Consider the following 24,160-nt stretch of genomic DNA (forward strand, 5'->3'; position numbering starts at 1 on the left):
CTCAGCACTGCTCCTGCGGTGCCCTTCCCGGCGGGGCGGTCTGCCCCGCCTTGAAGGCCCGGAACTCGCTGCGCACCCGGCGCAGCCGCTCCGGATCGTAGCAGAGGTCCACGGCCGTCATGGCCAGGGCGCTGGCGGCGAGGCGCATCCCGCGCAGTCCGGTCTCAGACCCCGCCGCGTCCCGGAACTCGGGCGAATGGCTTCCCACCTCCTCGTCCGCGATCTTGATATAGGGGTGAATGGTTGCCGTCTTGTGCGTGACCACGGCGATGTCGGAGGAGCCGATGCCGGTCGTGATGGGTGGCTGGATCTCAACCCCCAGGGACTCCAGGTTGGCGCCGAAGAGGGCGGCCAGCGCCAGGTTGTTCACGCGCTCCGGGTAGGTGAAGCCCTCTTCGATCTCGACGCGCGCGCCCACCGACTCGGCCGCGCCCCGCACGGCGCGGTAGACCTTCTCCTTCAGCGCCTGCACGCCCGCCGTGGTCTCGGCGCGAATGGAAAAGCGCGCCTCGGCGTAGGCCGGAATGACGTTGACCGCCTCGCCGCCGTGGGTGATGATGCCGTGGATCCGCGCGCCGTCCGGCATCATCTGGCGCAGCGCGTTGATGGCGTTGAACGCCTGAATGCACGCATCGAGCGCGCTGACCCCCTTCTCCGGGGAGACGGCCGCGTGGGTGGGCTGTCCGTAGAACTTGAACGTGACCGGCACCGCCGAGAGCGCGCCCCGCACCACCATGGTCCGGCGGCCGGGATGGCAGAGCATGGCCACATCCAGGTGGTCGAAGACGCCGTGCCGGTCCAGGTGGACCTTGCCCTGGCCTTTCTCCTCCATCGGGCAGCCGATGACCTCGATGCGCCCGGGCAGATCCGGCAGCGCGGTCCGCAGGGCCAGCGCCGCCCCCACCGCCGCCGTGCCGATCAGGTTGTGGCCGCAGGCGTGCCCCACGCCCGGCAGCGCGTCGTACTCCGCCAGGAGCCCGATGACGGGCCCGTCGGCCGTCCCCCTCCATACGGCCCGAAAGGCGGTCGGCAGGCTGCCGATCCCCAGCTCCACCTCGAACCCCGCCTCGATCAGGGGCTCCGTGAGCCAGCGCTGCGCCTGGAACTCCTGGCCGCTCACCTCCGGGTGCGCGTGGATGCGCAGGGCCAGGGCGCGCAGGTCGGCATCCAGTCGGTCCACCGCTTCCAGAACCCGGGCCTTGGCCGCCTCCACTTGACTGGCCATCCTGGTTCCTCCCCTCGCCATTCGGTCTGGAATCGGATGCAGGATTCCACTCGGGTTGGCTCGAAGTATAACACGTACTTTGGGTTAAATCAAACATTTCTTTTGACACCGACTCCACTGACTTGAGCGACTGGTGGAGGGCGGTGGCGACAGGGGGATTCACGTGCGCTTTGAGGACATCGAGCTGTTCATCGCGGTCGTCGAAGAGGGCAACTTCTCCTCGGCGGCCCGGCGGCTCCATCTGACCCAGCCCGCGGTCAGTGCGCGCATCAACCACCTCGAAAAGGAGCTGGGCGTGGAACTGGTGGTGCGGGAACCCCGGCGGATGCTGCCCACGCCGGCCGGTCACGTGCTGTACCGCCAGGGTCTGGAGATGCTCCGGGAGCTGGAGTCGCTCCATCAGCGCATCCAGCGCGAGGCCCGCCACCCGGTCGGCCCGCTGGCGCTGGCCGCGGGCGAGGCCTCCGGGGTGTACATGGCACCGGTGCTGCTGGGCGCCTTCCGCCAGCGGTACCCCTCGGTGCAGCCCGTGCTTCACATCAACCGGATCGCCCGGACGACCGCCGACCTGCTGGAGCAACGGGTGCGGCTGGGCATCATGCCGGCGGCCGAGGTGGAATCGCGCCTCGAGGGCGTGCCGCTCTGCCAGGACGACGTGATCCTCATCGTGCCCCCCGGCCACAGGCTGGCCGACCGGGGCGAGGTGGAGGCCCACGAGATTGCGGCCGAGCCGTTTCTCACCCGGGAAGGCGAATCCCGCATGAACGCGCACCTGAGCCGGGTGCTGGAACCGCTGGGGGTGCGGTTTCAGGATCTGAACGTGGTGATGCAGCTCGGGAACAACGAGGCCATCAAGGTGGCGGTGGCGGCCGGCCTGGGCGTCGCGTTCGTCTCCACGTTCTGCCTGCGCTCGGGAGCCAACGGCCTCCGGCGCGTGCGGGTGCGGGGGCTGAAGGGCCGGCGCACCTTCCACCTGGTGCGCAAGGCCGGTCACCCCATGACCTTCGCGGAGCAGCTTTTCTGGGAGTTCTGCCAGTCGGAAGCCGTGCAGGCCATGCTGAAGCGTGAGTTCGGGGCGGAGAGCCCGGAGTGAGATCCGATCGCCGCACGCGCCCTTGAAGAAAAAAAGTCCGGCCTGCTTCGGGCAGGCCGCATGCCGGAACCGCCGGGAGCTGATGAGCCGGGTCCCGGAGCGGATGGCGCGTCTGTAGGGAGGGAAGCCAGCGATGGCCCAGGAGCGCCCACTGGTCATGGTTCCGGGGACCTATCACATGGCGAACCCCAACTCGACTACGTGAAGACCAACCATCGCGATGTGCTGGAAGAACCGTACCATCGGCAGATGGAAGAGGTGGTGGCGCGGCTCCTGCGCTACCGGCCCACGCACGTGGCCGTGGAGGTCGAGCCCGGCCAGGTGCAGGTCTGGCAGGAGCGCTACGCGCAGTACCGGGACGGCCGGCTGGAACTGGGACGAAACGAGATCTACCAGCTGGGCTTTCGCGTGGCCGGCGGGATGGGCCATTCCCGCATCTACGGCATCGACTGCCGGATGGACCTGGAGGTGGAGGGTGTCCTCTCGGCCGCCCGGAACCTGGGCATGACCGGATCCTGGTGCTGGTCGGGGCCGGCCACCGCCCCCTGCTGAGGCAGTTCATCATGGACTCGCCCGACCTGTTCCACGTGGACCCCCTCCCCTATCTGGACTAGGAACGCAGGAGGCAGGAGGCAGGAGGCAGGAGGCGGGCGGTCAGGGCGTGGAGCCCGACCGCCGGGGGCCTGCGCCGTAGGGGTTCGGCCGGGTGCCATCCTGGTACAGCACCTCCCAGGCGTCCCGAAGGTCCCCGAGCAGCTCGTCCGTCTGCTCGACCGGGTAGACCCTGCCGTCCACGTAGCGGTAGAGGGGCACGGCCCCCTCGCAGACCGGGAAGGCCTCCCCGGCCCCGATGAAGCCTCCCAGCTCCCGGAAGCAGGCGAGGAGCGGGTCCCGCTGCGTCCGGCCGCCGGTGCGCTCCCGGAACGTGGGAGTCAGGATGAGGGACGCCCCTTCCGCACACCCGCCTGTCACGGCTCCCGGGGCGAGCCACAGGGTGAAGGGGCCCTGCCGGATGAGCTTGCTGCGGTCCCGGGCCAGCCGCTCCAGGGCCGCCACGACCTCCGGCCTCACCCCGCCGTCCGCCAGCAGGGCCCCGGGCTCGAAGCGGTAGGCAGTGCCCCCGCAGAAGACCTCGTCCACCGGGACCTCCCCGGGCGGCGGCGCCTCCAGGGGCAGCCCGAGCGCCCTCCGGCAGTGGTTGCGGAAGGTCCGCCTGGCGCCCTCGGAGTGGGTCACACGGCGGCAGCGGGCGACGGTGGTCCCGCCGGCCTCCGCCGCGATGGCGAACACCCGCAGCTCCCGCTGCTCGCAGAAGGCGGCGGCCTCGTAGCGACCCCGGGCGGTGGCCATGTCGAAGAAGTAAGTGTAGAAACGCGGGTGACCTGGCCGCACGTGGACGGCCAGGTCCACCTCGAACACGCCCTCCTCCTGCTGGGGTCCGCAGGCGAAGTCCCACTTCACGTCCCGGATCCGCTCCGGCGAGTCGGTGAGGAAGTAGATCTCCAGTTCCCCGCGGTTGTTGAGCGCCTTGAAGGCGACCCCGCCCCGGGCGATGGCGTGCTCCAGCAGGTCCCCCAGGGGGAAACGGCGCAAGGGGGCCGGCCACCCCTCGGGCGCGGGGTCGGGCAGGTCGCTGATCGCCACCGCCACGGCCCGAAACTCCGGGAAGGTCTCCGGGCGGCCCCAGCGGCTGCCGTCCTCGGCCGTCTTGCCCGGCGTCTGGCCCGCGAGCCGCCGGGCCTCGGCGAGGATGGCCTGCTTCGCCGCGCCCAGGGCCGCCAGGCTCTCGAAGCGGGCGGACGCGAACCACTGAATGAGCGCCCTGAGGTCGGACTGCGTCACGCCTGGACCGCCGGCCTCTTCGCTGCGCCGGCTCAGATCAGAGAGGACCTCGGCCCAGACAGCGCCGAGGGCTTCCAGCCTGGCGGACCGCAGCCGGCGCACCTGCGCCGCAGCGTCCGGGTCAGGGGTGGTCATGGCCCAGGCGATCACCCGGGCCGCCTGCAGTGCGTACGGGGGCAGGATCATGCCGATCACTCCTTTCATCTGGCCTCCTGCCTAATGATGTACACCAGCCACCAGAACCTGTGACATGGCGATCCGGCGGTGTGACGCCGCATGCTGCCCCCGGCGGCAGGGCCACCTTCAATCCGTGATCGCGCCGCCCTCCGCCCCGCCTTCCCCGCCCGACCGGATGTCCAGCACCTCCACCCGGCGCATCACCCGGTTGTTCTCCGGCCGGGTGTCGGCCGGGTAATCAATCTCGGCGATGATCTCCCAGATCCCGGCGGTCAGTCCGGGTATCGTGCCCGCACGGAAGCTGCAGCAGGGCATCTGGTCGATGGTCATCGTCTGCCATCCCGCAGCCGGCGCCGGACCGCCCGCCTCGGGCCGCGCCCAGAGCCGGAGCGGGACCCGGATCTCGCTGCGGCCCAGGTTATTCTGGTAGCCCAGGTAGATGCCCACTTCAAACGGCCGGCCTGCCTCGGCGAACTCGGGCACGGCCAACTCCACCACCGAGGGGTCGTCGATGACCTCTTCCTCGTGCGCGCCCTCTTCCGTATCCTCTGGCTCGCGGGCCGGCTGCGGGCTGCTGTACGGCACGATGAGCACGTTGTTGGCCATGCCGCCCTCCGGTCCGGGCTCCCCCTCCCGCTCCACCACCTCGGCCACCGACCCGGCGCAGCTCTTCTCCGCCGGAAGCCCCAGGGCCGCCGCGATGGAGCGGGCCACGGCCAGCCTGGGGTTCGCCGTGTGCGGTGCGCTGAGCGCGTAGACGGAGGGCAGGTCGATCACGCCGACGATCTGCCCCTCAGCCGGGTCGCCCTCGGTGAGGGTCACCGCCAGCGGGACGGGGTAGGGCTGCTCCGGGGCCAGATCGCCGGGCAGCGGCGCCTCACCGAGCGATCGGATGAGCTGGCCGCCTGCGTCCGTGAGGAACCACCGCACGGACAGGGGGCTCGGGCAGAGCGTGGCAAGGGTCCGGGATGTCAGCTCGAGCTGGAGCCGCGGCTGCAGGTCCGCCGGTTGCTCGTGAGTAAGTACCAGGGGCTCCGGCGCGTCGAGCCACCGTAGGTCATAGGTCTCACCGGTCCGATAGGCGACGAGCCGCCCGGAGGGCTCGCCGTTCACCTCGTAGTTGACGCCGACGAGCAGAAGCCCGTGGGCAAAGGCCGGGTCGACGCCGACGCCCGACACCTGGGAGAAGTTGTAGGGGCCGGTGTTGGGGTTCTCGTCGTTCTTCAGCAGGAACAGGCGGTCCGTGGGCGCCCGTCCCTCCGGTGCGATCAGGGCGGGCCGGCCATCGCCGCCCGCCGGGTTGCCGGTGTCCAGCGCGAGGCTGTAGAAGAAGCCGTTCACGTCGCCGAACAGGAGCGCCCCCCGGCTGACCAGGGCCAGCGGTGCGGTGTTGAGGGAGGCCATCCGCTGGCTCAGCCGCTCCTCGGGGCCCAATTTGCGGAACCACTTCAGCTCGCCGCCGGGGCCGATGGCCACCACGGCGCCGTCGCTGCCGGTGGGGCCGTCACGGAGACCCGCGCCGGTGTCGGTGTAGTTTCGGAGGGTGATGTAGAGGTGGGTCTCGGGGCCGTCGGGGGTCTGGTGGACCACGACGGCGGGTTCGGTGTTGGTGAAGGCGTTCTTGGCGCCGATGAGGGCGGGGAGGTTGATGGAGTAGCTGGACCAGCCTTCGGGTTCCCGGCCCTGCTCTAGATTGGCCGCCCACAGACGGCCGCCGGTGTCCAGCCAATACGCGTTGGTGCCGTCTGATGTAAAGTTGCCGGCAAACCCTGCGGAGCCGTCAACGGTCCACACCCGATAAGGCCGGTAATCGTTGTTGCGATCCAGGGCCAGCCGTATCGCCCGCCCGCCCTCGAAGCCATCGGTCCCGATTACGAAGCTGGGGTTCACACCATGGGGTAACGCCACCACCGCGGAGGGCGTGATGAACCCACCGAATCCCTCCTCGTCCTGCTTGGTGGTTGCAGCCTCATAGTGCTGCACATGAGGAGTACGGTTAGGATCGTCAAGGTTCCGTACGACCCAGACTTTCCCATGGACACGAGGGCAGAGCGGCCGCCCTTCAGGACGGTTCTCCTCACCGGGATAGTTTGGCCGGTCTGCAACCACCACGACGTCTCGCCCCTGGTCGTGGATGACGAGGGGCGAGCCTACGATGGGACAGCCGATTTCCAACTCAGCCGGACGGAACCATTTTTCCGTTGTGTGATACGCCCAAAGCCAACCGTAGCCAGTGCCGAAATAGATTATGCCGGTCTCCGGACTGTAGCTGGGGCTGGACTGCGGGGGGATTACTGGTCCGTCGGGCGCGCGGTTGAATTCAACCTCGTGTTCCTTTATCGGATCGGGTATGGCGGTCGGTACTCCAATCGGTCGATGAAGTTCATCCAATTCTAACTGCCACAGGTAGGCACCCGCCACATGGTAGATGATCCCGTCAATCACCACCGGCTGCGCCGCACTCTCGCCCAACGAGTTTGTCTCCCAATACGGTGTTAACTCGATCAACCCCCGGGGGTCGAGTATAGTCGATGTGCGGTGCGGCGTACCCCCCTTGGTAATCCAGTCCCCTGCTACAACCGTAGGTCGGTATGCCAGGGCCAGCAGTACCGCAGCCGCACCCGCAACCCATCGTCGCCACCTCATCAGCCGGTCACCCCCTCAATACCGCACTGCACGGTTCTCCAGGTACCAGCTCGGGTACTCATACAGGGGGAAGAACGGTGTGAAGATGTGGACCTGGTAGGTGCCAGACATGCTTCCATCGTCGCGGCGGAAGATCGGCTCAGCTCCTACCCAATAGACCTTGGCCCCCATCTGTTCGGCAATGAACCTCACCGGCACCATCGTGCGGTCGTTCCGGATCACCGGTGGCGCATCCAGCGGCACCTCCCGACCGTCCACCACCGCCACCGGGTGATCGATCGTCAGCACGATCGTCCGTTCCGGCGTGCTGACGGTCTGCTTTTCAAGGAGGAAGCGGTGGCCGTTGGGAAGGTATGCTTCAGGATCAAACAGGTCGGGGTAATCGTATCCGGGAGCCGGAACCGCCTTCATCACCTCACGGGTCACGGCCGGGAAGTAGATCGTCACGCGCCGGTTGGCCTCGTCCCACGAGACCTCGGCGCCCATCATCTCGCTGACAAAGCGGATTGGCACCCGCACTCTGTTGACTGTCGTGTCGAGGTAAGCCGGCGTGTCAAAACGCTTCGCCGCATCACCTTGGTTGAGATAGACGTAAATGTAGTCTGGACTTCCGTTGCTCTCCCTGCCATCGTCTCGCCCAAGTCCAGGGTGCGACTTGTCCATCCAGTACTCGTATTCGATACCCCGACCCTCAGCTAACTTCTCCTCTTCACTCAGCTCCCGCACCTCGACGATATACTGCATAGGCTCGTACCTACACGGCTTCAAGTGCAGTCGGCCCACAACGTATGAGCGGCCAAAGACCTGACTGATCAGTTGGGTGTCCGGCTTCGGATAGGCGTAAACGTGCATCGTCGTGCCGCAGACCATCCAGTCCTCTTCCCAGAAATATGGATACTCCTGGGTCCAGGCGGGCAGCGGATCCCAGACCCACCAATCGTACCCGTCATACCTCTCCGGACGCTCTCGGAGCACCCGCTCCACCTCGGCCCGCATCCGTTCTGACATCTCCGCAGGAGCGGGCGGCGGCGTCCAGCCATCAGGCCACCCTGGGCCAGGCTCGTAAAATTCCGGCGGGTACTCCGATATCTCGATTTCAGCCTTCTCGTCCGCCGCCGCCCCTACCCCAACAGGGGCCTGCAGCAACAAGAATGCGAGCATCAGCCAAGCCAGTCGACCTGCTCGCCGAGTGTGCTCCCTCTTCATCCCGTGCCCTCCCCCACCAAGAGTAGTTCTCACATAACCAATACGAAAACCCCTGGGCCCAGGTTCTCCCAGGGGTCAACTGGAGGGAGAGCATACTGAGGGCACGAATACCGTAACCCGAGAACGGCAGGGGAGGGAGCGCCATGACCGGCGACCAGGGCTGGGGCATCCTGCTCACCGTTGTCGGCCTGCTCGTCATCAGCTTTCGGCATCTCTTCCGCCTCACCAGCGAGGAGCACATGCACCGGGGCGTGAGCAAGCGGATAACTGCCAGCCGGGACTCAACCCCGGCCGAGGGGCAGCGGCTCGTCCTGGTGGCCGGCGTCATTATCGTGATCATCGGCGTCCTGGCCATGCTGAGGCTGCCGCCGTTTTCCTGAGCGCCGCTGACCACCCGGCAAATCCCATAGGAAAACCCCTGGGCGCACCTGAGCCCAGGGGTTACATTCTGTCGTCTCACGCCTCCGCGCTCATTCGGGCGAGCTTCACAAACACCTGCTCCAGCCCGCCCCCGTCCCCGTGGGCGGCCTGCAGCTCCCGCGGGGTCCCCACCGCCACCAGCCGCCCGGCGTTCATCATCGCCAGCCGGTCGCAGTGGGCCGCCTCGTCCATGTAGTGCGTGGTCACCAGCACCGTGGTGCCGCCGTCCGCCAGCCCGTAGATCAGGTCCCAGAACCGGCGGCGCGACATGGGATCCACGCCGGAGGTCGCCTCATCCAGCAGCAGGAGCGAGGGGCGGTGCAGGATGGCGCAGGCGAAGGCCAGCCGCTGACGCATGCCGCCGCCCAGGTCCCCGGCGATGGTCCGGCGCTGGTCCAGAAGGCCGGCCCAGGCGAGCAGCTCCTCCTGCCGCCGGGCAAGCTCGTCGCCCCGCAGCCCGTAGACCCGGCCGAAGAAGGCCAGGTTCTCCGCCACCGTGAGGTCGCGGTAGAGGCTGAACCGCTGCGACATGTAGCCCACCCGCTGTCGGATCGCCTCCGCGCCGGTGCGCAGGTCGTGGCCCAGCACCCGCCCCGTCCCTGCCGTGGGGGCCAGCGCTCCCAGCAACATCCGGATCAGCGTGGTCTTGCCGGCGCCGTTGGGGCCCAGGAGCCCCATCACCGTCCCTTCCGGAACGGTCAGTGAGACCGAATCCACGGCCGTGAAACGGCCAAACCGCCGGGTCAGTCCCTGCGTCTCGATGGCGTAGGTCATCGGGCCGGCACCTCCTCCGCCCCGGCGCCCGTCAGCCAGAGGAAGACGTCTTCCAGGGCAGCAGGCACCTCACGCAGTTCGCACCCCGCGGGCGGATCCAGGGGAGCGGAGCGCTCCAGCGCGATCCGCACCCCCTCGCCCAGGGGGACGGTCCACCTGCACCCGGGCAGACCCGCCGCGACCTCGGCCAGGGCCGTCCGGCTCGGGCGCTGCCCCCCGGCGGGCGTAAGCTCGGCCATCCGGTAGGGCAGCCGCTGCTTCAGCTCCGACACCCTGCCCCCGGCCACCGCGCGCCCCTCGTGCAGAAGCACCACCCGGTCGCAGTGCTCGGCCTCATCCATGTACGGGGTGGTGACCAGCACGGCGCAGCCCTGCCGGGCCTTCTCCTTCAGGAGCCGCCAGAACTCGACCCGGGCCACCGGGTCCACTGCGGTGGTCGGCTCGTCGAGGATGAGCAGGGGCGGGCGGTGGATGACGGCGCAGACGAGGGCCAGCTTCTGCCGCATCCCGCCGGACAGGGCCCCGGCCCGCCGCCCGGTGAAGGGGAGCAGCCCCACCCAGCCCAGCAGCCGCTCGGCCTCTCTCTCGATCTCGGCACCCTTCATCCCGTGGAGGCGGGCGAAGAACCGCAGGTTCTCCAGCACCGTCAGCTCCGGGTAGAGGCTGAACCGGCCTGTCAGGTAGCCCGCCCGGCCGCGGGACTCGGGCTCCACCGTCCCGGAGGTCGGGGCGATCACCCCGGCCGCCAGCCGGGCGAGGGTGGTCTTGCCGGACCCGTCGGGTCCCACCAGCCCCACCAGTTCGCCGGGGGCGACCGTGAGGCTGATCCCCTCCACCCCAACCCGGCTGCCGAACCGCCGGGTCACGTCACTCAGCCTGAGGGCGAACTCCACCGGTTCCACCTCCTAGGCGATCCGCTTGCGGAACCGCGCCGTCGCCAGGCCGACGACGACCACGGCGTAGGCGGCCAGCACCGTGACCTGCGGCCAGAGCAGGTCGAGCCCCTGCCCCTTGATGAACATGCCCTGGGCGATGGGAACGAAGTGCGTAAACGGCAGGAGATAGGCGATGGCCTTGATGGCCCTGGGCATGGCGTCCAGCGGGAAGATGAAGCCCGACAGCAGGATCTGCGGCACCATGGCGAACAACGCCAGCTGCATGGCCTGCTGCTGGTTCTGCGACACGGTGGAGATGAGCAGGCCGAGGCCCAGGGTGGTGAGCACCAGCAGGAGGCTGAGCAGGAGAAAGAGCGGCAGGTTGCCCGCGAAGGTCAGGTCGAACAGATAGAGCCCCGCCGCGAAGACCAGCGCGAAGTCCACGGCGCCCACCAGCAGGTAGGGGAGGATCTTGCCCAGCATCAGCTCCAGCGGCCGGAGGGGGGTCACCACCAGTTGCTCCATGGTGCCCAGCTCCCGCTCCCGCACCACGCCCAGGGCGGTCATGAGGGTGGTCATGAACATCACCACGAGCCCGAGCAGGCCCGGAATCATGACGTTGGCGGTCCTCAGGTCCGGGTTGTAGAGCGTGGTGATGGCGGGGATGAAGGAGGGCGGGTCCGGTGCGGCGATCGTCACCTCATCCGGGGAGGGGCCGTGGGCCTGGGCGAGCATCTCCTCCACCTGCGCCCGCATGATGGGCGGCACCTGGGCCAGCAGCTCCGCCCTGCGGGCCTCGGCCAGCTCCTGGATGCGCGCCTCCACCTCCACCCGGGTCCGGGCCTCCAGGTCGGCCCGCAGCTCGGCCTGCGCCGGCTCCAGGGCGCCGGGCAGCAGGCGGGCCGCCGTCTGGGCCTCGAACAGGCTCGTCCCGTCGAGCAGCACCTGCAGCTGCGTGTCCGGCTGCTCGCCGTAGCCGGGCGGGATCACGATGCCCATGGTGACCTCGCCCCGGAAGATGGCCTCCCGGATGGCGGTTTCGGACGGGGCGGCCAGATCGACCAGGGTGAACCGCTCGTAGCTGCGGACCGCCCGCGCCAAGGCGGCGCCTGCAGCCGTGCCGCTCTCGTCGACGAGGGCGACCGCCACCTCCTGCACGTCGAAGCTGAAGGCGTAGCCGAAGAGGATGAGCCAGAGGATGGGCAGGGCCACCATCATCGCGAGGGTCCGCCTGTCCCGCCGGATCTGGATGAACTCCTTCTGCGCCAGGGCCAGAATGCGCTGAACCACAGCAGTCCCCTCCTCTACCGTCCGTCTGTCAGCAAACCGGGAAGCGTGACCTCCAATACCGCATCCACGAGGGCCTCGTCGGTGAGCTCCTGCAGGGCCGGGACCTGCAGCAGGTCCCGCAGGACGATGGACAACATGAGCGGTCCCTGGAGCAGGACGAAGACCAGCCGGGGGTCGACGGGCCGGATGCGCCCGTCCGCGATGGCGCCGGCCAGGTACGGCATGAGCGACGCGAAGGCGGCGGCCGTCTGCTCGTTCCAGATCTGCCGGATCTCCGGCCGCCGGGGGCCCTCGGCCAGGATGATCTTCAGCACCAGCTGCGACTTCTCCCCGGTGAAGAAGGCCAGGGCACGCTGGAGGAGCGACCGGAAGGGCTCCTGGCTCCCGCCGTCCGGCGGGCCCCCCTGCCTGGTCAGGTTCGTGAGGGTGGGCAGGAACTGCGCGAGGTGCTCGCTCACCGCGGCCCGGAACAGCTCTTCCTTGCTGGGGAAGTAGTAGTAGAGCGCCGCTGCGGTGATCCCCGCCGCCCGGGCGATCTCGGCGTTGGTGGCGGCGTCATACCCCTTCTCGGCGAACAGCCGGAGGGCGGCGTCCAGGATGTCGCCGCGGCGGTCCGGCGGCGGGTTCTTCGGGCGGGCGGCCATGGGCGTCGCCTCCTTACTTACTGATCGGTCAATTAATATATACACCGGGCAGGAGGGCGGTGTCAACCGGGTATGGGCCGCCCCCCGCTGCGGTCAGATCTCGATTGGCCCGGGCCTGCGCATCGTCCGGTCGAAGTCGCCGAAGGCGCCGTACTCCAGCTCGCGCCCGAACAGCAGGGCCAGGTCGGCCAGCGCATCGGTGGTCTCGTCGAACCGGTTGCCCCGCATGCCCCGGTCGATGGCGGCGAAGCAGCGCGCAAATGCCCGCCTGCGCTCCGCCATCCGCTCGTCAAAGAGGCGCTCGAACTCCGCCTGCTGCTCCTTCAGGGCGCGCTCGGCCGCGGCGCAGAGCGCCTCGACCCGGTCGGCCTCCGCCTTCGCCAGCTCGGCCTCCTGCTGAATCGCGCGGCAGGCCTGGTAGATGGAGGATGCCAGCCAGTACCCGGCGACGGAGGCCGCCGCGGCCGCCGGGTTGGAGGCGACGAGGAGCCGGGCCAGGTAGCCGCTGTACATGCCGCCCATGGTGGCGACGCCGGTGGTGACCATGCGGTCGCGGGCCACCTCCCCGGAGATCTCGCCCCGCACGTACGCCATGGTGGTCACGCCGATGTCGATCACCCCGGCCGCCATGGCGGTGGCAACGTTGGACTTGGCCAGTCCGGTGAGCCCCGCTTTCGCCGCCCCGTACCGGATCACGGCGCCGCCCGCGCCGGCGCCCGCACCCTTCACGGCGGCCCGGGCCGAGTCCTTCGCCGTTGTGGCCGCCCACTGCCGGCCGTCGATCTCGCCGCGGGCGTAGGCGATCCAGTTGCGGACCCCGGAGACGGCGCCCCCCACAATGGCGCCGCCGGCCGCTCCGTAGGCCGCTGCGGTGCCCGCCTCCTGCGCCACGGCCCTGAGCTCAGTCGCCATCCGGAAGGCCGTGGGGTGCCGGTCGGCACGGTGGACATCGATCAGGGTGGTGTCGTGGTCCTTGATGTGCGCCAGCGCATCCCGGTACTCGGCGGCCCGCTGCGGGTCGGTGGCCGACTCGGCCAGCCGGCGCAGCTCCTCCCGGACGGCATCGGCCCTGTCGGCCGGGACGTAGCGGTCCATGCCGTGATACTTGGGATCCGAGACCATCTCGGCCAGCCTCTTCGGGCCCAGGGCGCTGAACTTCGCCTGTGCGGCGCCCACCTGCTCGCCGCCGACGCGGCGGACCAGGTCCGCCTCCGCGGTGTGGTCGCCCTCCAGGTGGGTGACGTGGAGCCGCTCCGCGCTGCCGGCGGCAGCGGCGGCGGCGTTCTCCCGCGCGGCCACGATCGCCTCGAACAGATGACCCCGGCGGGTGGCCGGCAGCTTGGCCTGCACCCGCTGCCACATCTCGGCAAACCCGCGCATCCCCTCCAGGATGGCGTCCGTGGCCTCCGCCTGAGGCGCCGCCCCCAGGGCGCCCGCCTGTCCGGCGGCCACGTCCACGGTCTGGTCAGTCCGCCTATCCCTCCGGCGCATGCTCCACCTCCTCCGGCAGGGCAGACCCCGCCAGCTCCTCCAGCAGCGCCTCGCTCCGCTCATCCACCGCGCCCTCCGGGGTGAGCAGGGGCGTCTCCAGCAACCGCTTCAGGGTCTGGGCGAACAGCATCGCGACGTGCACCGTCCGCTGCTCACCGGGGGTGAAGCGGCGGTAATCCAGCACTCGCCAGTTGCCGAGCTTCTTCCGCCACCACGGGGCGGTCCGCAGCCCGTGGTCGATGAGCGCCTCCAGGTCGTCGAGGGCCCCGGTCATGCGCTGCTCCACCTCGGTGATCACCTGGGTGTAGGCCGCCGCGACCTCACCGATGCGGCTGACGACCGCGGTGGCGGCGTCCATCTCGGCCGCGGCCCGCCTGGCCTCGGCCATGCTCCGGCGCGCCTCGGCCAGGTTCTTCTCGGCCTTCTTGGACAGCATGAAGCCGCCCACCGCCAGGACCGGCGCGGCCACCAGGCCGCCCAGCACCGCCGCGCCGCCGGCCATCCCGAGCCCGCCGGCCGCCAGCGAGCCCCCGCCGAACCAGGCCAGGGTGGCATTCTTGGCCGCCGCGCCCGTCAGCGCGCTGATGGCCGTGCCGGTGGACGCATGCGCGACCATCACCGCGCCGCCCTACGACGCCACGCCCACCAGGGCGCCCGTCCCCAGGGCCGCTGCGCCGCCGGTCAGGACCTCCTTCGCGCTCAGGGAGATCTGCTTCATCTCCGCCAGCTCTGCGGGGGTGATCTCCTTCAGCTCGAACTCGGCCGCCGCGGCGCCGGTCACGTTCACCTCCTTGATCTGCTGAAAGAGCGCGGCAAACCGGCCCAGCTGGCGCTCCCACGCCTCCAGCTTGACGCGACCCAGCTCCTCCAGGAGGCCCGCCGTCCGCTCCCGCGCGGCTTCCAGTTCGGCCCGGGCTGCGTCGTAGAGGTCCTCGGCCCGGTCGTACAGCTCCCGCGCACGCCGGTTGTCGCGAATCGCTCCGGCTCCCTTTGAGGCGCCCCATAGTCCAGCAACCGCTGCGGCTCCTAGTAAGATGAAGGGTACCGGCACGTGCATCCTCCTTTCCGGTGTCCGTGCAAGGAATGGCTCTGGAAGACTTCTCCATGATCATGCCGGGGGTCCTGCCGCTGCCTGGCAAACGGATGCAGCAGGGCGGCGGGAATAGCGCTCCCGCAGCCCTGCTGCCTGGCAACTCGGTTCTTCATATGGAAGGCGGCCGCTATTCGGCTGCGCCGGTGATCTCGGGCGGGAACTCGACGGGCCCCTCCAGCGGCTCCCAGAACATGCTGCCCGTCATGGTCACGCGGACCGGTTCCGGGCCGGCAACGGCGACCTCCAAGAGGAGATCCGCATGGTGCAGGGTCTCGTCGGCGGTGAACCAGTACACCAGCTCCATCCTGCCCTCGCCGATCACCATTCCCTCATCGCCCAGCAGCTCGGCAAACCCGGCCTCGTCCACGATCATGGTGACGACCTGCATCTCGGTCCCCTCATAGGTCTGCTGCGACAGGGTGACGCTGGCCCACGACACATCCGCGGGGTTCAGGCTGGCGAGGCTCGTCGGGTCGCTGATGGGATCGACAGGGACGACATCCTCCAGGGACATGGCGACCCATGTCCCGGTCTCGTCCTTCATCCACATCTTCTCCCCGTAAACGGCAACCGCGCTGGAGAACTCCTCGCCCAGCATCCGCACCGTGAAGTAGGTGATCGACTCGTCGGGGCTGGCCTGGTAGATATCCATGCTCATCTCGGACGTCAGGACGATCATCCCGGCATCCATGGTCATGGTGAAGCCGCCGGTGCCCCGCACGTTCTCGGCCTCCTGCGCCCGCTGGACCAGGGCGAGCGCGGCCGGGTCAACCGTGGGAGCAGCGGGCGCCGCCGACCCGATCAACACCGTCAGGGTCGCCTGATCCCAGCCGACCTCCAGGCCGATCTGCTCGGCAACGAAGCGGACCGGGACCATCATGCGGTCGGACCGGATGGCTGGGGCCACATCCAGCGTGACCGGCTCACCGTTGACCAGCACTTCCGGGTTGTCAGCCGTCAGCACGATCGTCGTTTCGCCCCTGGTCAGGGTCGCGGTCCTGGTGTCGGGATCCCACGCGACCTCGAACCCCAGCGCCTCCGTCACCGCACGGATGGGAACCAGGGTCCGATTCTCCTCCAGGACGGGGGCCACATCGGTCTCGATCTCCACCCCGTCCACGACCAGGCGGACCGCAGTCTCCGCCTGGGCGAGGGCGGGCATCAGGAGCAGGGACAGTACCATCATCCAAGCCAACAGACGACGCACGGGCTCTGCAACTCCCTTCGAAAGATGCTGAATGAGTGTTCCATTCGCACTGGCGAAGGGAAATTCCTCTGTGCGGGGGGTTGTTCTGGGGAAGAAGGAAGGCCAGGTGGGAACGAAACCCACGCTGGCCTTGAGTGACGAATCAGCGTCGGCCTGCAACGTAGCGTCGATCACGAAATGGGCGAGTCTTCGGTAGGTCAACATCGGGTGGATGCGAGGGCAGGAGCAGACTACGATACAACCTCCGAGAAACTCTCATCCTGCCAGAACTGCTCAAACCGCACGTAGGCCAGAGGTGCACCCAATCGCTTGATGTTGTCGGCGAAATCGATAATCGTGCATGTCTCGGTTCCGCCAAACCGAGGACCCCGAAGGCCTCGACCGATAATCTGCTCATACAACACCGGGCTCTGAGTGGGCCTGCAGAGCACGATACACTCAGTCTTGGGAGCGTCGAAACCCGTGGTGAGGACACCATAATTGACGAGGAACTGAATCTTGCCGTCCTTGAACTGTTCAATAAAGCCTCGGCGGAGCGTCATGGGAGTGTCGCCCGAGATTGCCGCCGCTGTGCGTCCCAACTTCCGCAACATCATCGCGAGCAGGTAGGCGTGTTCTACAGTACAAGCGTAAACCAGTGTGGGTATGTTTGGCTCAATATCCAACAGGCAATCGATGATCAGCCGGTTGCGGTCCGTATCATCAGCCAGCCGCTTCCGGAAAGCTGCCGGAAAGTCGCCTTCCGAATCAAGGTCCTCAATCTCATCCGGCGTCAGCTCATACTCCCTGCCTTGCAGCGGTTTGTGCACCGGCGTAGCCAAATAGCCCTGCTCTCGGAAATACCGCAAGGGATCAGCGGCGTATTCCGGTCCCAGGTCAGGGGTTAAGAGGTGCGCTTCAAATCGACCTACCAGCCGCAGCGTCTCAGAGACCGGATCCGCGCCCGAGCGCCCCGGGGTGGCCGTCAGCCCGCATATGGGAAAGAGTTCGGGACCAACCAGTTCTTCGGCACGGTCCAGGAGCACGTCGTACATCTCCGTGACTGCCCGGTGTGCCTCGTCAATCACCATGACGCCAGTGTTCGCCAAGATCCGGTCCAGCGCGGGATCCTCGCTATTTATGCGATTGTACAACTGGTTGATGCTGGCCACCACAGCACCGCCCTGCAAGACCTCGACGGGTACGTCCCGGCCACCGAAGTAGCGGTAGACCCGGAGGGGAAACCGGTACTCGCGAGAACCCCACATCTGCTCCAGGGTAGCGATAGCCTGTTCGCACAACTCCTCACTCTGGGCAATCCAGATGAGATACTGACCGTTTGCGAAGCGCGGCTGCATCCAGTCGATGAAGGCTTCGACCGCAACGCGAGTTTTTCCCCCACCTGTCGGCAACGAAAGGACGCAGCGAGTGCGTTCCTGTTCTCTCTCCATTACGGCCAGAAGCTTGGCTTTCAAATCTTTCTGGAACTCCTGTAACGGAGGAACCGGCGTCAAGGGAGGAATCTCCTGTACGGTCGGGCGATGAACCCGCTCGCGCACACCGGCAAAAATCTCCGGGAAACCTGCCGCAGTCACGAAAGCCCGCGGCCATGGTCCGTCCGCAAACCACTTTTTCTCTGACAGTGGCCTATACATCCGGGCTACCTGAGTGATCTCGGAATCCTTGTCCTTAAACTCATCGAACAGCTGTCGAATCTTATGGTCGGGTAGCTGGGATAGAATTCGCAGTCGAAGGGTACGTACTTCTCTTGATGAACCGCCAAACAGGTTAGCGCCCCTGTGCATGACCACCAAACGGGCCACATCTTCCTTAGTCAGCCGGCCCATGCCCACCGCCTGCAGCAGCCGATTTGCACGATCCCGCTGTGTGCGTCCCAAGAGTTCGCCGAGCAATTGTGGCGAGATGTTGTAACGAGAAACCAACAACTCTGCGGCCAGTTCAATCTCACTGTCGGAAGGATAAATCCGCAAGTATGATCACCTCTAACTCTCAGGAGATTCATCGATCACGCTGCCCTTTTACACCACTGCGTGGTGGTACCAGCAGACAACGGGGAGGTATGTATAGTGCGACAATTCGGCTGATGCAACTGAAATACCTGCCAACTTGAAAATCCCGCCGGAGGCGGGGAAGTCTCGATATCCGGAGTTCCGGCGCGCTTTACTCATCCGTCCGGTTGCGAACGTAAGCCCAGGTGACGTTGCGTCGGCCGTCCCGTGTGAGCCGCTTTTCGGTGTCCCAGTTCCCCTCCCCGAACGTTTCATTAGAGAAAGGGCCGGACGCTCTGGTACGCCCAGTCTTCCAGGTCGTGCCACTCAACGGGCAGTTGGTCCTTGATCTTCGCCACGATGACTCCCTAGGGCACCCCGGTCATTCAAAGACACGAGACAGGGGCACCAGGAACGGTCGGGATGTCCTTTGAAAAGGGACGACTTGCCTTCGCGAAAGGGTCAACGGAGTGACAGAAGGCTGTCACCGCGTTGTGTTAGGTTGATTATTGACGGGGTGACCGAGCTAACGCAGGCGGGTACGACCCAAGCTACCACGGGGCAAGCTCGCTGTTGCGGAACCTCCAATACGTGGTGTAATCCACCGAGAAGTGTAATGGTATGGTCCGAGGAAAGGGCTGCTGCGTATTCCGGTCAAATCGACCAGTGATTCCGGTTCAAGCCGACCACCGGTTCTGATCCAAGTCGACCGCCGTTTCCGATTTCATCCGGCCAGCGCGGTGGCACTGAGGGGATGGAGCGAAGTGGCGATGGCTGGGCAGCGCTAGCCCATGGTTAACTCGGATGTCTGGAGGTTCGCTATCTTCCGCATGGATTCCCCCTTCAGGTTCAGTTTGTGCGCACCATGTACCAGGCGGTCCAGGATCGCATCGGCTACGGTAGCGTCGCCGATCACACTGTGCCACGTTTCGATCGGCAACTGCGAGGCAATCACTGTCGACCGTGCCTGTGTACGATCATCGATGACTTCGAGAAGGTCTCGGGATTCCGCCACAGAGATGGGAGCGAGACCCCAGTCGTCCAGAATTAACACATCCGTCCGGGACAGGGTGTTGAGGATGCGGCGAAGGGAGCCGTCAACCCGCGCGGTAGCCAGCTCGGCAAGGAGTCGCGGCACCCGGTAGTAGCGAACGGTGTAGCCGTGCCGGCAGGCGGCGTTGCCCAGAGCGCACGCGAGAAACGTTTTCCCCACACCGGTGGGTCCAGCAATCAGGATGTGCTGGCCGTACTCGACCCACTGGCATGCGGCGAGGCTCCGCATGACGGTTCGGTCCAGGCCGCGCGGATGCTGGTAGTCAACATCTTCCATGCATGCGGCCACGCGGAATTTCGCCTCTTTGAGAAGCCGAGCCAGGCGCCGGTTTTGCCGGTCGAGCCATTCCTGATCCACGAGGAGTTCCAGACGTTCCTCGAACGACAGGGACTGGAGTTCAGGTTGCTGCTGTTGGCGCACCAGGGCGTCAGCCATGCCGCGAAGCCGCATTTCCCGAAGCCTTTCAATCGTCGTCTGCAAGGGCATTCGTTACGGCCCTCCCCCTGCGTAATAGTCGGGGCCCCGCAGATTGGGATGCACCGGAGTGGCTTGGTTGTCCGGCGGGCCAGGCAGCGGCGCTTGATCGAGGTTATGGGCCAGGATGGACTTCACACTGCTGTAGCTGAACGTCCGGGCCGCACATGCCCGAGCGGCGGCCGCTTCGAGACGGTCGGAGCCATACTTCCTGGCCAGGTGGATGATGCCAAGGCACGACCGGAAGCCCTGCTCCGGATGCGGCTTCTCCTCCAGGATCGTCACCACCAACTGCGCCGTGTGGGGTCCGACCGATTCCGCCCAACGCCGCAACTTGGACGGGGTCCATTCCCGATGCCGGCGGTGGGAGGCTGGCATGTGCTGAATCTGGGTGACGGACCGTCCACGGCCGGTCGCCCGTGGATGGCAGGCTACTCGTTTTCCCCGGTGCAAGATTTCCACCAGGCCGTCCGTGAGGCGGATATCCACCGTCTCCCCAACCAACGGGTACGGGACACTGTAGTAGTTGCGGTCGACCTCGACATGGTAGTCGAGATTGACCTTGGCTTTCCGCCACTCAGCAAACTCATAACGCTGCGGCGGTAAAGGGCGCAACGCCGGCTTGTCCAGCGTTTCGTACAGGCTCCGGCGCGTTCCTTCGAGTTTTTGGAACGGTCGGTCGTTGAGTCTGGCCACGGCCTCTCGAATTGCCCGGTTCGCGTCGTGAAGACTGAAAAAGGTGTGGTTCCGCAGGGCGGCAAGAATCCAGCGCTCCACCACCAGGACCGCGTTTTCGACTTTCGCCTTATCCCTGGGGCTGCGGGGTCTTGCCGGAATGACCGCAGCGCCGTAATGGGCCGCCATTTCCTGATAAGCCGGGTTGAGATCCGGTTCGTAGCGGCAAGCGCGGGTGACGCCGGCCTTCGGATTGTCCGGCACGATGATCTCTGGAACGCCACCGAAGAACTCCAGGGCGTCGCAGTGGGCTTTGATCCAGGAACGCAGGTCCTGAGCCGGATAGGCCTTGGCAAAGGTGTAATTGCTGGCCGGCAGAACGGCAACAAAGATCGGAGCCTGCCAAACCTCTCCCGTCTCGCGGTCATGAATGGGCACGGTATCGCCGGCGAAATCCACCTGCATCTGCTCACCTGCCCGATGCGGTTGCCGGAGAACGACATCGAGCTTGGAACGCCACTGCCGGTATCGCTGGCAGAACTGGCTGTACTGCAGCCCATCTGGATGATTCTGCTTATATTCCCACCACAGGAACTGCAGGGTAACCCCTTTTCGGGCCAGTTCCCGGTGGATGTAGGCCATGTCTGGCAAGGGCCGCTCTACTAGCCCTTGGGGGTTTCCTGGGTAAAGCTTGGCCTCAAGTTCTGCGTCGTCGATGTTCGGCAGCGGCCAGGAAAGGCCGGAGCATTCAAACCGCCGAAGCATGTCCAGCACGGTGCTGTGCGAGATCGAGAGGCTCCGGGCAATCTGCCGGGCGGAGAGCCCGACCTCCCACTTCAAGCGAAGGATCTCTCTGATCTTGCGCATCGACAACCTCCGATTTGCCAAGGCTTGCCCACGTCCTCTCGTGTGGAGATGTTATCCACAATTCGGGAGGAGCCGGCAAAACCCTGTAATGGTCGACCATGCCGCTTCGCTCTAGGATTCGAGCCGGTCGATTTGGGCCGGAATGGGCGGTCGACTATCCCCGCAAACGGTGGTCGATTTCATCCGTAATAAGTGGACGGATTCGACCGGAATGAGTGGTCGAATCCGTCCGGAATACGCACTCCGCGCGGAGAATCTCGTCAGGCACTGACATGTGGCCTCCCACCATGCTCGACCAGTTACCGGACACCGAGAACTCTGGCCCGGAGAAGCGCAAGGCTTGCGCGACCGTAGCCGAGCCGCTTCATGAACTTGATTCGCGTGATGATCCCTTCTACAGGGCCGGTACTCCAAGGCAATTCGATCGACGCAAGAATCGCGTCTTTATCGGCCGTAAACGTCCTGGCGAGGCGCGCAAATGGGGATAAGCCGCTACCCGCTGCGTCCGCCAGCCACTGATCGAGTTCATCAGCCTGGTGCTCCCGGAGCATATGGCGAAAGCGTTGCAACAGCGAGTGAGCGAGGTCGAGTTCAGGATTCAGTGTCAGCACCTGTTCGACAATTTGTTGCTGCTTGTTGGTCCGGTGCTCGGGTGGGCAAAGGAGAGCCCACCGTACGTCTTTCCACGCGTAAGGCTGCCCGGCGGAACCCGTTTCGGGACCAGAAGCGGGCCCGCCATGGGCGCGCCAGCGAGTAAGTTCGTGGCGAACCATTGAGTATGATCCGCTGTATCCCTGTTCGCGGATCTCTTCGTAGAGCTTCCGGGAATTCCGGCAACCCGATTGCCAGCGTTCAGCCAAATGAGAAAGATAGGGATCGATTTTTCTACGAACTTTGGGCCGCGGCGCTCGCTGGGGAATATCAGAGGACCTCACGTATTTCGCAACGGTCTTCCGGTCCAGCCCCGTGGCCCGGCTAATCGCCCGGATCGACTCCCCATTCGCATACCGCCGGTGAACTTCTTCGTACCGCCTTCGCAGTCGCTCGGCCGCTGCTTGTCGTGCCTGCTGAGCCTTCGTAGGCGGCTTGGATTTGCGTGCAGTCTCCTGCGCTGGCGGATGAGCCGGATGCTTTGCCGCAACCGCCCTTTCTGGGAGAACCCATACCCTGCGGTCCACGACTTCCTGGAACGCCTCGCTGACGTTTCGTACTAGGTGAAAACGGTCTGCCACCTGGACGGCGTTCGGAGCGGCTCGTCGCACGGCTTCCGCATAAGCAGTCGCCCGGTCCCGGGCGACAATCTCCACGCCCGGATGTTTCTTGAGCCAATCGTACACTGTTTCCGCGTTTCGTCCAAACAGAATATCGACGGGTTGTCCGGATTCAAGATCGCACAGTACGGTACCATATGTCCGGCCCCGCCGTAGAGCGAAATCGTCAATTCCAAGGACTCGAGGGGCACTTACCGACCGTTCCTTGCGATTAACCGTTCGCAGGAGGGTACGAGGACTAGTTTGAATGCCCATCTGCTCCGCCAGGCGAGCAGCGGTCCTGCTGCTTGTCGTGAGGACCAGCGACAGCAATGGCATTGTTAAACGCTCCGTGCGTTGGGCATGCGGTCGAGCAAAGAGCCCAAGCGACTCAGCAAATGTCTTCCGGGGGCAACGCGGATTCTTACACCGAAACCTCCGCACCTGGACCAACACGACTACAGGTCGACCAAGGATTGGCAAGTCGCGAAGCTTGCGCTCATAGGTGCTGTGAACGCTCCGGCTCTCGAACGCGCAATCAGGGCAAGAGCCTCCGCCACTTTCTAACCTGATTGTTATTTGGGTACCCGTTTCAGTCGCAACAACACGGAACACGTCAAAGCCGGGGAAATAAGCTGCCAACACTTCGCAGGCAATCCCTTCCATTGCAGGGCTTGCCCTAAGTATAGCAATGACTGCCATTGTCTTCAATGGAACCGTCGAGTGTTGCACGAAACCTGGCGAAGACCCACTTTTGGATGATCAAAGTGGCTCCCAATCTCTTGATCAAACACAGCTTCAGGTAGTCCTCCACAACAGATATCACCCCAGGCGCCAGCGGACCATATGTCCGGCCTTCGTCCGCCTGGCGAATTGCCAGCCTCCTGTTCCTAGCCCTTGTGTCTCCGATATGTACAGACCTTGTAAGCAGGACAGGCTTGACAGTCAGGGTCGCGGGCAAAGCAGTATCCCTTCCCGATCCAGTACAGGGGAGCGTCAAGCAGCCACGGATTTTCCGGAAGGATCATACGAGTGAGATCAGTCGCTTCCTGAGGGGAAAGGACTTCTCCCCGGATGATTCTGCCCAGAACCCTTCTGACATGGATGTCAGCCTTGACATCACCCACGCCGGCTATCTGTTCGGTGTCGATCAGCGCACCGACGATCATGCGGGAGATCTGCTCACCTACTCGAAGGCTATCCAGACGTTGAAGGACGGTTGCGGGAGACTGACCTTCCCAGATCTTACGAGCATCACCCTCGAAGTGGTCAACGACGCCGTTGGCTATCCGCCAGATACGATTATGGGCCTGGGGGAAGCGGTGTAGACGGTATTCGGGAAACCGTTTTTCCCACTCCTTCTGTGGTACGGCAGCAATGACATTCCAAAGGTCGGGGGGATCGCCCAAAATGTCCTCGGCTAGCCTACGAGCGTTCTCCCAAGCTAACTCGGCTGGAATCTGGTAGTCCAATATGCAGGCCAGAAGGAATTTGTTAGCGCTTCGCTTGTCTGGACGACGGCCCTTGTAATCGCTGAGCCACCACCAGTCAGCCTCGCCTTCCTCTTCCCGATACTCTAAGAGTACTCGGCGTACTTGAACTAGCTGCTTGGACGGGGTTCCGCTATCCATGCCGCGGGACACCGCTGTCCTGTATGACATGAAACCGAGTCTCTCTAAGAATCGCACTCCGGACCGGCCTCCCTCACGTCAACGTCAAGAAATCAATGGCTCAACACCAAGTACGGGTGGGGGGATTATGTATGTCGCTCAAGCATACGATTCTCCGTAATGGCTGAACATTCCTCGGTTGGCGGATTGCCTTTCGCTCTTCTGGATCAACACGCCAAGTCTCCTAGCTATGGCCGAC

General features: G+C 65.6%; 20 protein-coding genes. 4 read left to right on the forward strand and 16 right to left on the reverse strand.

Features of this window, described 5'->3' with window-relative positions:
* Nucleotide 1: 1 nt before the first annotated feature.
* Nucleotides 2-1,225 carry a M20 family metallopeptidase gene (locus ACZ45O_RS07980; protein ID WP_464857243.1) on the reverse strand — a complete coding sequence of 408 codons (1,224 nt, stop codon included), beginning with the start codon at nucleotides 1,223-1,225 and terminating at the stop codon, nucleotides 2-4.
* A 163-nt stretch (nucleotides 1,226-1,388) separates the two neighbouring features.
* On the opposite strand from ACZ45O_RS07980, the gene ACZ45O_RS07985 reads away from it, so the two are divergent.
* Nucleotides 1,389-2,318, forward strand: a complete 930-nt coding sequence (locus ACZ45O_RS07985; RefSeq protein ID WP_464857245.1) for a LysR substrate-binding domain-containing protein — start codon at nucleotides 1,389-1,391, stop codon at nucleotides 2,316-2,318.
* A gap of 201 nt (nucleotides 2,319-2,519) precedes the next feature.
* Nucleotides 2,520-2,870, forward strand: a complete 351-nt coding sequence (locus ACZ45O_RS07990) for a DUF5694 domain-containing protein (RefSeq protein ID WP_464857246.1) — start codon at nucleotides 2,520-2,522, stop codon at nucleotides 2,868-2,870.
* Between the two features lie 102 nt (nucleotides 2,871-2,972).
* On the opposite strand, the gene ACZ45O_RS07995 is transcribed toward ACZ45O_RS07990, so the two are convergent.
* The 3 genes from ACZ45O_RS07995 to ACZ45O_RS08005 all read right to left on the reverse strand — a co-directional run bounded on the left by ACZ45O_RS07995 (nucleotide 2,973) and on the right by ACZ45O_RS08005 (nucleotide 8,189).
* Nucleotides 2,973-4,355, reverse strand: a complete 1,383-nt coding sequence (locus ACZ45O_RS07995; RefSeq protein WP_464857248.1) for a hypothetical protein — start codon at nucleotides 4,353-4,355, stop codon at nucleotides 2,973-2,975.
* A gap of 108 nt (nucleotides 4,356-4,463) precedes the next feature.
* Nucleotides 4,464-6,983 (reverse strand): hypothetical protein, encoded by a 2,520-nt coding sequence (locus tag ACZ45O_RS08000; RefSeq protein ID WP_464857250.1) that lies wholly within the window; start codon nucleotides 6,981-6,983, stop codon nucleotides 4,464-4,466.
* A 15-nt stretch (nucleotides 6,984-6,998) separates the two neighbouring features.
* Nucleotides 6,999-8,189 (reverse strand): copper amine oxidase N-terminal domain-containing protein, encoded by a 1,191-nt coding sequence (locus ACZ45O_RS08005; RefSeq protein WP_464857252.1) that lies wholly within the window; start codon nucleotides 8,187-8,189, stop codon nucleotides 6,999-7,001.
* A 143-nt stretch (nucleotides 8,190-8,332) separates the two neighbouring features.
* Here ACZ45O_RS08005 and ACZ45O_RS08010 point away from each other — a divergent pair, with 143 nt between their 5' ends.
* A complete protein-coding gene (locus tag ACZ45O_RS08010) occupies nucleotides 8,333-8,569 on the forward strand; it encodes a hypothetical protein (protein ID WP_464857253.1) in 237 nt (78 codons plus the stop codon).
* Between the two features lie 76 nt (nucleotides 8,570-8,645).
* On the opposite strand, the gene ACZ45O_RS08015 is transcribed toward ACZ45O_RS08010, so the two are convergent.
* The 12 genes from ACZ45O_RS08015 to ACZ45O_RS08070 form a co-directional block, all read right to left on the reverse strand.
* Nucleotides 8,646-9,383: an ABC transporter ATP-binding protein gene (locus tag ACZ45O_RS08015; RefSeq protein WP_464857255.1), complete on the reverse strand. Its 738-nt coding sequence runs from the start codon at nucleotides 9,381-9,383 to the stop codon at nucleotides 8,646-8,648.
* On the reverse strand, nucleotides 9,380-10,276 hold the full coding sequence (locus ACZ45O_RS08020; protein ID WP_464857257.1) for an ABC transporter ATP-binding protein: 897 nt from the start codon (nucleotides 10,274-10,276) through the stop codon (nucleotides 9,380-9,382). Before ACZ45O_RS08020 ends, ACZ45O_RS08015 begins: the two co-directional genes overlap by 4 nt.
* A gap of 12 nt (nucleotides 10,277-10,288) precedes the next feature.
* A complete protein-coding gene (locus tag ACZ45O_RS08025; protein WP_464857259.1) occupies nucleotides 10,289-11,548 on the reverse strand; it encodes an ABC transporter permease in 1,260 nt (419 codons plus the stop codon).
* Nucleotides 11,549-11,562: 14 nt separating this feature from the next.
* Nucleotides 11,563-12,192 carry a TetR/AcrR family transcriptional regulator gene (locus ACZ45O_RS08030; protein ID WP_464857261.1) on the reverse strand — a complete coding sequence of 210 codons (630 nt, stop codon included), beginning with the start codon at nucleotides 12,190-12,192 and terminating at the stop codon, nucleotides 11,563-11,565.
* Nucleotides 12,193-12,285: 93 nt separating this feature from the next.
* Complete coding sequence (locus ACZ45O_RS08035; protein WP_464857263.1) at nucleotides 12,286-13,683, reverse strand: hypothetical protein; 1,398 nt, start codon at nucleotides 13,681-13,683, stop codon at nucleotides 12,286-12,288.
* Nucleotides 13,667-14,299, reverse strand: coding sequence for a hypothetical protein (locus tag ACZ45O_RS08040; protein ID WP_464857265.1), 633 nt, complete (start codon nucleotides 14,297-14,299; stop codon nucleotides 13,667-13,669). The genes ACZ45O_RS08035 and ACZ45O_RS08040 overlap by 17 nt, the downstream gene beginning before the upstream one ends.
* Before the next feature lie 12 nt (nucleotides 14,300-14,311).
* Nucleotides 14,312-14,734: a hypothetical protein gene (locus ACZ45O_RS08045; RefSeq protein WP_464857267.1), complete on the reverse strand. Its 423-nt coding sequence runs from the start codon at nucleotides 14,732-14,734 to the stop codon at nucleotides 14,312-14,314.
* Between the two features lie 169 nt (nucleotides 14,735-14,903).
* Nucleotides 14,904-15,959, reverse strand: coding sequence for a copper amine oxidase N-terminal domain-containing protein (locus ACZ45O_RS08050; protein WP_464857269.1), 1,056 nt, complete (start codon nucleotides 15,957-15,959; stop codon nucleotides 14,904-14,906).
* 254 nt (nucleotides 15,960-16,213) lie between these two features.
* Entirely contained in the window at nucleotides 16,214-17,953 is a 1,740-nt protein-coding gene (locus ACZ45O_RS08055; RefSeq protein ID WP_464857271.1) for a DEAD/DEAH box helicase, read from the reverse strand.
* Between the two features lie 802 nt (nucleotides 17,954-18,755).
* A complete protein-coding gene (gene istB, locus ACZ45O_RS08060; protein WP_273381641.1) occupies nucleotides 18,756-19,511 on the reverse strand; it encodes an IS21-like element helper ATPase IstB in 756 nt (251 codons plus the stop codon).
* A gap of 3 nt (nucleotides 19,512-19,514) precedes the next feature.
* A complete protein-coding gene (gene istA, locus ACZ45O_RS08065) occupies nucleotides 19,515-21,041 on the reverse strand; it encodes an IS21 family transposase (RefSeq protein ID WP_464857697.1) in 1,527 nt (508 codons plus the stop codon).
* Between the two features lie 299 nt (nucleotides 21,042-21,340).
* Nucleotides 21,341-22,993, reverse strand: coding sequence for an ISL3 family transposase (locus tag ACZ45O_RS08070; RefSeq protein ID WP_464857698.1), 1,653 nt, complete (start codon nucleotides 22,991-22,993; stop codon nucleotides 21,341-21,343).
* A 398-nt stretch (nucleotides 22,994-23,391) separates the two neighbouring features.
* Here ACZ45O_RS08070 and ACZ45O_RS08075 point away from each other — a divergent pair, with 398 nt between their 5' ends.
* Entirely contained in the window at nucleotides 23,392-23,619 is a 228-nt protein-coding gene (locus ACZ45O_RS08075; protein WP_464857273.1) for a hypothetical protein, read from the forward strand.
* Nucleotides 23,620-24,160 lie beyond the last annotated feature (541 nt).

This window comes from Symbiobacterium turbinis (assembly GCF_055383075.1).